Source organism: Agarivorans litoreus, from assembly GCF_019649015.1.
Taxonomy (GTDB): domain Bacteria; phylum Pseudomonadota; class Gammaproteobacteria; order Enterobacterales; family Celerinatantimonadaceae; genus Agarivorans; species Agarivorans litoreus.
In genome coordinates this window covers 783,033-795,432 of sequence record NZ_BLPI01000001.1, presented here as the reverse complement: position 1 = coordinate 795,432, position 12,400 = coordinate 783,033, and the positions used below count along the sequence as shown (strand labels likewise).

Below are 12,400 nucleotides of genomic sequence, written 5' to 3'. Positions count from 1 at the left end.
GAACGTGGAAGGAATTACTAAGCTATGGCTAGAAACCGGCCTAGCTAACTTCGAAGCCGCACAATTGGTTATGATGGCAGTGGGTTTACTACTGCTGTATTTAGCAATTGTGCGTAAATTTGAGCCTTTATTATTGTTACCCATTGGTTTTGGTGCGGTGCTGGCCAATATTCCAAATGCTGGATTTAACGATGAAGGTGGTTTGCTTTACTACGTTTACCATGTAGGAATCGAAACGGGTGTTTTCCCGCTACTGATCTTTATGGGAGTTGGCGCCTTAACTGACTTTGGTGCGCTTATCGCAAACCCAAGAATGTTATTGTTAGGTGCTGCGGCTCAGTTTGGTATTTTTGCGACGCTATTTGGCGCAATTTTATTAAACATGATCCCAGGTTTTGATTTCACGCTGGCTGATGCTTCTGCGATTGCCATTATTGGTGGTGCTGATGGCCCTACAGCTATCTTCCTCGCTTCTAAACTTGCACCCGATTTACTAGGTGCGATCGCGGTAGCTGCTTATTCATACATGGCGCTGGTTCCAATTATTCAGCCGCCGATTATGAAGGCCTTAACCTCTAAAGAAGAGCGCGAAATTCAAATGGAGCAATTGCGTCCAGTAAGCGTGCGAGAAAAGATTGTTTTCCCTATCGCAGTACTTGGCTTAACCATTTTGTTCTTGCCAGCAGCAACGCCTTTAGTAGGTATGTTCTGTTTAGGTAACCTAATGCGTGAAAGTGGGGTAGTTGACCGTTTAAGCAAAACTGCGCAAAACGAGCTAATCAACGTAGTAACCATTTTCTTAGGTTTAGCGGTAGGTTCTAAGTTATCTGCAGATAAGTTCTTAACCGTAGAAACTTTAGGTATTCTTGGTCTAGGTGCTGTGGCATTTGCTATTGGTACTGCTTCTGGGGTACTTATGGCTAAGCTAATGAGCCGGTTAAGTGGCGGTAAAATTAACCCACTAATTGGTGCTGCTGGTGTATCAGCGGTGCCAATGGCTGCACGTGTAGTAAATAAGGTTGGTTTAGAGTCAAACCCTCATAACTTCTTGTTGATGCATGCAATGGGGCCAAACGTTGCTGGGGTACTAGGTAGTGCTGTAGCTGCGGGTGTATTGCTGTCTTTAGTTGGTTAATACTCAAGCGCTAAATAAAAAGCTTGCCTCGGCAAGCTTTTTTTATGTCTGGCTAATGGGTTAACCAAATCATTAAAGTGAAAAATCCTATTAACGCAGTGCTAATCCCAATAATCCAATAGTAGCCTTTTAAACCTTGTTTAAAGCTTAAGCCGTAGTGGAATAGAAACAGTGTCCATAAAATGGTTAATAACAAGGGCAACAAGAAAAATCGCACCATAATTGTACCTACTGGGTCACTTAAGTAATTGAAGAACTTTTAGTTTACCTTCATTACTTACAAATTGAAGTAATACCAATCACACTAAGTAAGTGTTCAGAAATAACGCAGGAAAAATACTCGAGAATAAGCCAGGATTTTTCGATAAGTAGTTATTCTACAATCAAAAATCCTAACGTAGTTATCGAGCATTTTAACCAGATAGGATGAACAGCTACTTAGTACGATTGGCATAAGCTAATCATTAACTTCGCTACGCTTCACACAGATTACTCGTTTTCACTCAACTAACTTTAATTGCTGGTTTCCGGTGTTACCACGCTTAATAAAATATTCTAGTTAAATTGTCGCTAATTGGTATGATGCAGGCTAAATCGGCTGCCGTTCAGTCCGACCACATACAGAGTTGATTATGAACTTCCAAGATTACCAAAACTATGCCGCCTTTATTTTTGACATGGACGGAACCTTGATTGACTCCATGCAACATCATCAAAACGCGTGGCAGTCTGCTCTAGATCAGTTTTCTATTCCTTTTAGCTCTGAGCAAATGCTAGCCATGAGTGGTATGCCAACCTTACAAACAGTTGAAAACTTGCTTGCCGATGCCCATATAAAGGGGGTGGATGTTAACAAAGTGGTTGATGCTAAAGAGCAGTGTTACCACCAGCTAGTGAATAGTGAAATACTGCCAACACCTTTAATTAAAGTGTATCAGCATTTTTTAGGTGAAAAACTGATGGCTGTGGGGACGGGTGCGAGCCAGCAGCAAGCCGAGATGATACTCAGTAAATTAGGTATAGCTGATAAGTTACAGGCGATTGTTGGTGCCGATCTCGTCGCTGCCCATAAACCAGCTCCTGACACTTTCTTAAAGTGTGCAGAATTGATGCAGGTAGAACCGCACGCATGCTTGGTATTTGAAGACGCTGATGCCGGCATAGCGGCTGCAAAAGCCGCCGGGATGGCGGTGGTTGATGTAAGAAACTTGTGGCCAGCGAATTATTTTGTTGATTAGGCGGTTCTATTGTTAGTTGTTTTATTTTTTAGCGCCTTCGTATCGGCTACCTTGTTACCCGGTAGCTCAGAAGTTGTGTTGTTGGGTTTAGCTAGCCAAGTTCCTGAACAATGGCTCAGCTTGTTAGTGGTAGCTACCTTAGGCAATACCCTAGGTGGCTTGGTTACCTTTGCTATGGGCTGGGGCGCTTTTTACTTTGGTAATAGGCATTTTAGTTGGTTACCTAACTTGAACGAACAAGCCAAGGCTAAGCCTTGGTTGGTCAAATACGGTGCCTGGAGTTTACTCATGAGCTGGGCTCCGGTAATTGGCGATGCGCTTTGTTTTGTTGCGGGCGCGGCTAAGCTTCCGGTTTGGCAAAGCACTATTGCCATGCTTATTGGCAAAGCGATTCGTTACGCTTTGCTGTTGGCATTAGGCAACGCAGTTGTGAATATTTAATAAATGATTAGAGAGGTCAATATAGTGCTTAGATGGTTAAGTGTGCTTAGCATCCTGTGGTTAGCTGCTTGTACTCAGATAGACCCTAACTCTTCAGTTGAGCTACCCAAAGGTGTGGAGTTAGTCGAAACTTCACAGACCAATAATAGCGACATCCAGATAGCTTACAAAAAGTATCGCTTAGCTAATGGCCTAACGGTATTGCTCTACCAAGATGATAATGCGCCTTTAGCGCATGTAGATATTACTTATCATGTTGGTTCTAACCGCGAAGAGCCGGGTAAATCGGGCTTTGCCCACTTCTTTGAACACATGATGTTCCAGGGCTCTAAGCATGTTGGAGACCAAGAGCACTTTCGTATTATTAACGAAGCGGGTGGAACCATGAATGGTTCTACTACAAAAGATCGCACTAATTACTACCAAACTGTTCCTGCTAACCAGCTTGAGAAGGTGCTGTGGTTAGAGGCTGATAGAATGGGCTTTTTACTTGAAGCGGTAAGCCAGAAAAAATTCGAAATCCAGCGCGATACCGTAAAAAATGAACGTGCGCAGCGAGTCGATAATGCTCCCTATGGTTTATTGTCAGAGCGGGTAGATGAAGCGCTTTATCCTCGAGAACATCCTTACTCATGGCAACCCATCGGTTATATAGAGGATTTAAATCGGGTAGATGTAAATGATTTAAAAGCATTTTTTCTTCGTTGGTACGGGCCAAATAATGCTGTGTTAAGCATTGGTGGTGATATTGATGAGTTGCAGACCCTAGAGTGGATAAACAAATATTTTGGTGGGATCCCCAGTGGCCCAGAGATCCCGAAAATTACGCCAAGCCCAGCCAAGCTTAGTGAAACACGCTATATTTCTCTAGAAGACCGTATCCATATCCCTTTGCTCTATATTAGCTACCCAACGGTGTATGCCGGCGCTGAAGACGAAGTCGCCTTAGATATGTTTTCTGAGATCTTAGGTGGGGGCAAAAGCTCATTACTGCATCAATCATTGGTTGAATCAGGTAAAGCTTTGTCTGCGGGCAGCTCGCATTATTGTCGTGAAATGGCCTGTACATTGTCGATTTACGTGCGTGCTAATCCGCAAGCTGGCTTAACCTTGGCCCAGCTGGAGCAAGATGTCGACCAAGCCATTAACGATTTTGCTGAGCGCGGAGTAAGCGCAGAAGATTTACAACGTGTTCGCTCATCGCTTAAAGCTTCAACTATTTATAGCTTAGAAAGTGTCTCTGATGTAGTCACTCAGCTTGCCTTTGGTGAAACCTTCTTTGAACAGCCTTTATATATCAGTGAAGTATTGCAACAGTTTCAAAATGTAAATGATCAACAGGTACAAGAGGCTTATCAGCATTACATCATAGGTAAACCTAGGGTGGTGATGAGTGTGGTACCCAAAGGGCAAACTCAGTTAATAGCTGGCGAAGACAACTTTACACCTGCTCCTCGTACTCTGCCTGAGCAGCAGCACATTGATGACAGTGAGCTAGCACTGCGCGAAGTGAAAGATAACTTTGACCGTAGCATTGAGCCGCCTTCTGGCCCAGCTGTGGCAGTTAAATTGCCTGAGTTATGGCATGCAGAGTTAACTAATGGCTTACAAGTATTAGGCACCTCTGAGCAACCAACGCCTACAGTTACCTTGCAGTTCAGGTTACCTGGCGGCAGTATTTCAGAGCCCAAAGGCAAAGAAGGCTTGGCTAAGTTCACTGCGCAAATGTTGATGCAAAGCACCCAGCAAACCACCGCCGCTGAGATATCAGATCAACTTACCGAGTTGGGCGCGTCAGTGAGCTTTAGTAGCGGGCTATATAGCCAAAATATTAGTCTGTCTTCATTAACCGAGAGCTTGCCTCAGGTTCTGGATATTTTGCAGCAGCGCTTATTAACCCCAGCGTTTAATAGTGCCGAGTTCGAGCGTGAAAAAGCCCGCCACTTGCAAAGTATTGAGCAGAAATTTAATCAGCCAAATTGGCTAGCCAGTATTGCTAGTCAAAGCTTGTTCTTTGGTGAAGGTAGCCGTCTAGCAACCTCTAGCTGGGGAAGTCGTGATAGCGTCGCTGCGCTTACCCTAGAAGATGTGAAGCAGTTTTGGCAACAGCATTACCAACCAAACGGCAGCCAGCTGGTTGCTGTGAGCAATCTAAAGCAAACACAGATTGAGCAAGCATTGCAGCCTTTACAAAAAGAATGGCAAGGCGAGGCGAGTAAGGCAGCTCATTTAACGGCGAAACCTTCTGCCGATAACAACACCATTTACCTGCTCGATAAGCCGGGTGCGGTTCAATCGGTGATTCGGATTGGCCGTTTAGCGATGCCTTACGATGCTACCGGTGAGTATTTTAAAGCTAACTTGATGAACTTTAATTTTGGCGGAAACTTTAATAGTCGAATTAACATGAACTTGCGAGAAGACAAAGGTTATACCTATGGCGTAAGTAGTGGATTTGGCGGTTTTAAAGATAGCGGTAGTTTTGTTATCTCAACCGATGTGCGACAAGATGCCACGGCTTCGGCTATTCGAGAGTTATTGGCTGAGCTAGAAGCTTACTCAAAAAGTGGCCCAAGCGATGAAGAGCTGGCATATATGCGCAGCGCAGTCTCCCAGCAGGAGGCTCTGGCCTATGCAACACCATCGCAGAAAGCTTCATTTTTGATGCAAATGTTGACCTTTGATTTGGGGCCAGAGTTTGTCGCTACCCAGAATCAAATTACCGCCAATATTAGCCAAGCTGAATTGCAGCAATTGGCGGCGAAGTACTTCTCACCAGAAGAAATGATAGTGGTGGTAGTGGGCGATAAACAGCAACTACTTCCAGAGCTACAGAAAATAGGTATGCCAGTTCAAGAACTTGCATTGTAACTTAGCAACGCACAGTGGTGGCAAAACATGGGCGATCTCGCTATGCTTTGCCACATTACGCGTTTTAACAAGATAGTGAGTTCAACTTGACTCAACAGTTTACTACTCGGCTGACGCAATTGAGCGCAGCAATGGCAGATACCGGAGTGCTTGGCATTAAACGCGGTATTGAACGTGAAGCTTTACGTATTTGCGAACAGGGAAAGCTAGCACCTAATGGCCATCCTAAAGCATTAGGTTCAGCGCTTACTCATCCTCTGATTACCACCGATTATGCAGAAACCTTGTTAGAGTTTATTACTCCGGTTTCTGACAGTGTTGAGCAGGTATTATCGCGTCTTACCGATATTCACCATGAAACACTAAAGCAGCTTGATGGACAACGTTTGTGGCCTTTGAGCATGCCTTGTTACATTGGTGACGAGCAAGACATTGTGTTAGCGGATTACGGCCAATCAAACATTGGTAAGATGAAACATGCTTATCGTCAGGGGCTACGTCATCGATATGGCAGCGCCATGCAGGTGATCTCTGGTGTGCACTATAACTTCTCTTTGCCGCAAAGCTTTTGGCAGCAACTACAAAAGGTTGATGGTGACCAACAGCCGCTTTCTGAGTACATCTCGCAACGTTACATGGCTTTAATTCGTAACTTTTATCGCTATGGTTGGATGGTGGCTTATCTTTATGGTGCCTCACCTGCGCTATGTGGCTCATTTATGAACGCTGGCGAGAGCCAACTCGCTTTTGAAAAAATGGGCAAAGGAACGCTTTATCTACCGTATGCTACCTCGTTACGTTTAAGCGATTTAGGGTATACTAGTTCTGCGCAACACGAACTGGATATTAACTACAACAGCGTTAGTGAATACGTTCAAAGCGTTCGCAAAGCGGTGAGTTCTCATTCTGAAGAGTTCGCCAAAATTGGGGTGAAAGTTGATGGTGAATATCGTCAGCTTAACGCCAACATATTGCAGATAGAAAATGAGTTGTATGCGCCTATTCGGGCCAAGCGTGTCGCTAAGTCTGGTCAAACTCCTTCTCAAGCTCTAGCTGAAGATGGTATTGAATACATCGAAATTAGAGCGCTAGATGTCAACCCCTTTGATGCTGTAGGCGTAACTGAGGCGCAGGTGCGAGTGATAGATAGCTTGTTGCTGGCTTGCGTTTTGATGGACTCACCAGAAATGTGCAAAGAGGAGTTACAAGCTTGTCGTGACAACTTCAATGCGGTGGCTATTGAAGGGCGTAATCCCGAGTTGATGCTAACTATTGCTGGTGACCAACAAAGCCTGCCAGTGCATATCGACAGCTTATTGATTAAGATGCAACAAGCTGCTCAACTGCTTGATACTCAGCGTGCAGAGCCAGACTTTAGCGCTTCGCTAGAGCAGGCGATAGCTGATGTTGCTAATGACAACACCTATTCTTCACGTTTTCTGCGTTTGTTAAAATCACACTCAGTAGACAACAGCAGCTTGGGCTTGCAATGGGCTGCACAATATCGCGAAGAGATGCTTGGTCATAAAGCGATTAACTGGCAAGATCAAGACTTTAGCGCGATGGCTGAACAAAGCTTTGCTGAGCAACAAGCAATAGAAGCTAGTGACGACCTCGATTTTGATCACTTTTTAACGAAGTATTTTGAGAATGCCAATAAGTAGGGATGTATCACTTGTTCACTGGGCTAAGGTAGCCTTGGCAGTTTTAGGTTTAAGTGTATTGGCGGGATGCAGTAGTGCGCCGCCAAAAGATCCTGAGAACCTATGTAGCATTTTTGAAGAAAAGCGCGATTGGTATAAATCAGCGAAAAAAATGAACAAGAAATGGGGCACGCCAGTACATGTTCCCATGGCAATGATGTATCAAGAATCCAGCTTCAAGCATAATGCTCGCCCACCAATGCAATATTGGTTTGGGTTTATTCCTGTAGGTCGTGCTAGTAGCGCTTATGGCTATAGCCAAGCTAAAACCATGACCTGGGATGACTATGTGCGCGAAACCGGCAACTCTTGGTCGTCACGAACTAACTTCGATGATGCCATCGACTTTATGGGTTGGTTTACCAATAAAACCCACAAGATTAATGGTGTATCGAAATGGGATGCGCGCAACCAGTATTTAAACTATCACGAAGGCTGGGGCGGCTATAAGCGTGGTACTTATCATCAGAAACAATGGTTGGTGAAGGTAGCGGGAACAGTCGACCAGCGATCGAAACGCTATGCGGCCCAGTATAATAAGTGTAAAGACGATCTAGATAGTAGCTGGCTATGGCGTCTATTCTTTGCTTAAATACACCCAAATAATGAGTCTCAGCTACGCTGAGATATGAAGAGAGAAAATCATGCCTTTATTAGATAGTTTTACCGTAGACCACACCCGCATGCATGCGCCAGCGGTTCGCGTAGCCAAAACCATGTCTACGCCTAGCAAAGACACTATTACTGTATTTGATTTACGTTACTGTGTGCCTAACGAAGAGATTTTATCTGAGAAAGGTATTCATACCCTAGAGCACCTTTATGCCGGCTTTATGCGTGAGCACTTAAACTCTGCCGACGTTGAAATCATCGATATTTCGCCAATGGGTTGTCGCACAGGCTTTTACATGAGCTTAATAGGTAGCCCTAACGAGCAACAAGTTGCTGACGCTTGGTTAGCCTCAATGCATGATGTACTTGCAGTAGCCAATCAAAATGACATTCCAGAGCTCAATGAATACCAATGTGGTACTTACGCTATGCACTCTTTAGATGAGGCGAAGAGCATTGCTACAAGCATCATTGAACGCGGTATTAGCGTAAACAAAAATGATGAACTGGGATTATCTGACGAGATTCTCGGTAAGCTTTAAATGGTATTTCTATAATAAAAAAGCCAGCATTAAGCTGGCTTTTTTATTATTTTGCTAACGGCGCTATTTTTTGGGTTTACTGTAAAACGCTGGGATGATTCGCGCTAAACTCACGGTATTATTCTCTATTTCTACTATCTCGATAGGGTAACCAGCTAAGCGGAGACATAGGTTTGCATCTGGGATGTCTTCTAAGTGCTCAACAATTAAACCGTTTAAGGTTTTAGGACCATCGGTTGGTAAGTTCCAGCTCATTTCTTTATTTAAGTCTCGAATGTTTACAGTACCATCTACTAAGTAACTGCCATCAATTTGTGGATGAATTTCGTCGCTAGGGTCAGGCGCAATGCTAGTGGTAAAGTCACCAACAATTTCTTCAAGAATATCCTCTAATGTCACCAAGCCTTGAATGTCGCCGTATTCATCGACAATAAGTCCAATTCGCTCTTTACGACGCTGAAACTTTAGTAGTTGCACATTGAGCGGTGTGCCTTCAGGAATGAAATAGATCTCTTTAGCAGCACGCAGCATAGAGGTTTTATCAAACTGCTCTCTAGATAACAGACGCAAAGAATCACGTGAATGGACAAAGCCTACTGAATCATCAATGGTGTCGCGAAATAGCAGAATTTTGGTGTGAGTGCTTTGGGTGAGTTGGCGAAGAATACTGTCCCAATCATCGTTAATATCAATGGCCGCAATCTCGTTGCGCGGAATCATGATGTCATCAACGGTTACTTTCTCTAAGTCCAAGATACTGAGTAACATATCTTGGTGGCGCTTAGGGATAAGGGTTCCTGCTTGGTCAACTACGGTACGTAACTCTTCAGGGTTTAACGCTTCATCATCTTTGTTTGTGGGATTTACCCCTAGTAATCGTAGTAAACCATTAGTGACGCCATTGGTTGCCCAAATAAATGGGAACAATAATTTCATTAATGGGCGTAGTAATATTGAAGCTGGGAAGGCAACTTTTTCTGGGTAAAGTGCAGCCATGGTTTTGGGCGTAACTTCAGCAAAAATCAAAATGACAAAAGTAAGTACAAGAGTAGCGATAGCAACCCCGACATCGCCAAATAAGCGCAAACCGATTATCGTAGCAATCGCTGAAGCAAAAATATTAACGAGGTTGTTGCCAATTAAAATTAGGCCAATTAATCGGTCGGGGCGTTCAAGCAGTTTGTCTACTCGGCTAGCGGCTTTATGTTTAGTATTAACTAAATGCCGAAGGCGATAGCGGTTAAGCGACATCATGCCAGTTTCGGAGCTAGAAAAGAAAGCAGAGCAAATTATGAGGAACACGAGAAGGAGCAGTAAGCTACTCGTAGATATGTCGTCCAAACAGGAGAATCCTTGATTAATATAACAGGGCTAATTTATATGTAGCCCCAAAGGGCTGTCAAGGTCTCATTTTAGTTGAGAATGATTTCCTTAACAAAGCGTGAACCAAAATAGGCTAAACTCAGCAAGATTGAACCAATTACCGTCAAGATCACCACTAGTTTCCCACGCCAGCCTCGGTAATGGTGTCCCCAAAGAAGACTTGAGTAGATAAACCAAGCAATTAAGCTGAATATTGCTTTATGACCACGGCCATTGGCAAAAAAGTCGGTTAAAAATACAAAGCCGCTCAACAACGACACGCTAAGCAGTATTAGCCCTACACGAATCAAGGTGAATAACTGTTTCTCAATGCTCATTAATGAAGGCATTGCTGGGTGAATTGCCCCAGGCTTGTGGCGTTTTAAGGTCCAGTCTAAATAGGCCATCTGCAAGGCATACAAGCTTGCAATCATTAGTACAGTAAAGGCGGCTAACGCAACGCTGATATGAATTAGTACTTGCGGCTTTAACTCTAAGTGGATGATGTAGTCACTCGGGATCATTACCGCTAATAACATGCTAACAATGGAAAACAGATAAACCACTGGCAAAATAAACCATAGTTTGAAGGGTTTAGCTAAGGCGGTAACGGTAAGAGCAATCAGTAAGCTGACTAAACCTGCCACATTAAAGATGCTTAAATCTTGGCCTTGCGCCAAAAATAAATGCTCTACTTCCCAAATGCCATGCATTAGCATAGCGCAGCCAGCGCTAAGCCATAGCCATTTGTTTGCACCGCTTTGTTTATTCAGCAAGCCAGTAATGCAAACATAAGCGGCCAACAGATAAAACACGGTGGTAGGAAGTACCAATAGATTCATGATTTGAAGCTAACTATCTGATTGTTTGGGTTCAGTATACTCGCCCTGTACAGTCAGAGCTAGAATTAGCTTTTAGAATATCGGCGCTTCGGTATAATGTGGCGGCTAAACAGTGCTCGCTATATGATCAACAGGAAAAAGCATGTTTGAAAACTTATCTGATCGACTCTCGAAAACTTTAAAAAATATCAGCGGCCGTGGCCGACTCACTGAAGACAACATTAAAGACACTTTGCGCGAAGTGCGTATGGCCTTGTTGGAAGCGGATGTTGCCTTACCCGTAGTTCGCGAGTTTGTTAAAAAAGTAAAAGAACGTGCTCTAGGCCAAGAAGTAAATAAGAGCCTTAGCCCTGGTCAAGTATTCGTTAAGATTGTTCAGCAAGAGCTGGAATCGGCTATGGGCGAATCTAACGAAAGCCTTAATTTGGCAGCCCAGCCTCCAGCGGTCGTTATGATGGCCGGTCTGCAAGGTGCGGGTAAAACTACCTCTGTTGCAAAACTAGCTAAATATCTAAAAGAGCGCGAAAAGAAAAAAGTAATGGTAGTGAGCGCTGATATTTATCGCCCCGCTGCGATTAAACAGCTAGAGACTCTAGCATCAGAAGTTGACGCTATTTTCTTCCCAAGTAATGAAAAGCAAAATCCAGTAGATATTGTTAACGGTGCTATCGCCGAAGCCAGAACTCAATTTGCTGACGTACTGCTTGTCGATACCGCGGGTCGTTTACATGTTGACGAAGACATGATGGACGAAATTAAAGCGCTTCATCAGGCAGTTGAGCCGGTCGAAACCTTGTTTGTCGTGGATGCGATGACTGGTCAAGATGCGGCAAATACCGCTCAGGCCTTTAACCAAGCGCTGCCACTTACTGGTGTAATCTTAACTAAGACCGATGGTGATGCGCGTGGTGGTGCAGCTTTATCTATTCGTCATATCACCGGTAAGCCAATTAAATTTATGGGGGTTGGTGAAAAAACCGATGCCTTAGAGCCGTTCCATCCTGATCGTATTGCCTCGCGTATTTTAGGTATGGGAGATGTACTTTCTCTTATCGAAGAAGTAGAGCGCAAGGTTGACAAAGAGCAAGCGCAAAAGCTGGCCAAGAAGGTTCAAAAAGGTAAAGGTTTTGATTTAGAAGACTTCCGCGAGCAGTTGGTACAGATGAAGAATATGGGCGGCATGATGGGCATGATGGATAAATTGCCAGGCATGGGCCAAGTTCCTGACAGCGTTAAAAACCAAATGAACGATAAGCTTACCAATCAGATGGAAGCGATTATCAATTCTATGACTCCGGGTGAGCGTCAACGCCCAGAAATTATTAAAGGTTCGCGTAAGCGTCGTATTGCTGCTGGTTCTGGTACCCAGATCCAAGATGTGAACAAGTTGTTGAAACAGTTCACTCAAATGCAAAAAATGATGAAGAAAATGTCGGGTAAAGGCGGCATGCGTAAGATGATGAGCCAAATGAAAGGCATGATGCCTCCAGGCGGTATGGGCGGATTTGGTGGCGGTGGCCGAGGTCCTGGTCGCTTCTAAACAATATCGATAGCAATAAGCCCGGCATCTAGTTGGGCTTTTATTTTTATGTCTCGTATCGCTTATATAGCGTTAGTTGAGCAACTATTTAGATAGCGGCACATTTGCACAGTA

At 44.0% G+C, this 12,400-nt stretch carries 10 protein-coding genes; 8 read left to right on the top strand and 2 right to left on the bottom strand.

All coding sequences use genetic code 11. The features are described 5' to 3' along the window. Nucleotides 1-4: 4 nt before the first annotated feature. The 7 genes from K5L93_RS03630 to luxS all read left to right on the top strand — a co-directional run bounded on the left by K5L93_RS03630 (nt 5) and on the right by luxS (nt 8,542). Complete coding sequence (locus tag K5L93_RS03630; RefSeq protein ID WP_220718509.1) at nt 5-1,135, top strand: sodium ion-translocating decarboxylase subunit beta; 1,131 nt, start codon at nt 5-7, stop codon at nt 1,133-1,135. A 632-nt stretch (nt 1,136-1,767) separates the two neighbouring features. Further along, complete coding sequence (locus tag K5L93_RS03625; RefSeq protein ID WP_220718508.1) at nt 1,768-2,373, top strand: beta-phosphoglucomutase family hydrolase; 606 nt, start codon at nt 1,768-1,770, stop codon at nt 2,371-2,373. A 9-nt stretch (nt 2,374-2,382) separates the two neighbouring features. After that, nucleotides 2,383-2,814, top strand: a complete 432-nt coding sequence (locus tag K5L93_RS03620) for a YqaA family protein (RefSeq protein ID WP_220718507.1) — start codon at nt 2,383-2,385, stop codon at nt 2,812-2,814. Between the two features lie 24 nt (nt 2,815-2,838). After that, nucleotides 2,839-5,685, top strand: a complete 2,847-nt coding sequence (locus tag K5L93_RS03615; RefSeq protein ID WP_246614973.1) for a M16 family metallopeptidase — start codon at nt 2,839-2,841, stop codon at nt 5,683-5,685. 86 nt (nt 5,686-5,771) lie between these two features. Beyond that, the gene (gshA, locus tag K5L93_RS03610; RefSeq protein ID WP_246614972.1) at nt 5,772-7,349 is read left to right on the top strand and encodes a glutamate--cysteine ligase; all 1,578 of its coding nucleotides are present in this window, start codon (nt 5,772-5,774) and stop codon (nt 7,347-7,349) included. Beyond that, on the top strand, nt 7,336-7,980 hold the full coding sequence (locus K5L93_RS03605; protein ID WP_246614971.1) for a transglycosylase SLT domain-containing protein: 645 nt from the start codon (nt 7,336-7,338) through the stop codon (nt 7,978-7,980). The genes gshA and K5L93_RS03605 overlap by 14 nt, the downstream gene beginning before the upstream one ends. A 52-nt stretch (nt 7,981-8,032) precedes the next feature. Beyond that, nucleotides 8,033-8,542, top strand: a complete 510-nt coding sequence (gene luxS, locus K5L93_RS03600) for an S-ribosylhomocysteine lyase (protein ID WP_016403969.1) — start codon at nt 8,033-8,035, stop codon at nt 8,540-8,542. A gap of 63 nt (nt 8,543-8,605) precedes the next feature. On the opposite strand, the gene K5L93_RS03595 is transcribed toward luxS, so the two are convergent. Both K5L93_RS03595 and K5L93_RS03590 read right to left on the bottom strand, forming a co-directional pair. Further along, entirely contained in the window at nt 8,606-9,883 is a 1,278-nt protein-coding gene (locus tag K5L93_RS03595; protein WP_220718506.1) for an HlyC/CorC family transporter, read from the bottom strand. Between the two features lie 71 nt (nt 9,884-9,954). Further along, nucleotides 9,955-10,746, bottom strand: coding sequence for a cytochrome C assembly family protein (locus K5L93_RS03590; protein WP_220718505.1), 792 nt, complete (start codon nt 10,744-10,746; stop codon nt 9,955-9,957). Between the two features lie 142 nt (nt 10,747-10,888). Between K5L93_RS03590 and ffh the strand changes: the two genes are divergently transcribed. Next, entirely contained in the window at nt 10,889-12,286 is a 1,398-nt protein-coding gene (gene ffh / locus K5L93_RS03585) for a signal recognition particle protein (protein WP_220718504.1), read from the top strand. Nucleotides 12,287-12,400 lie beyond the last annotated feature (114 nt).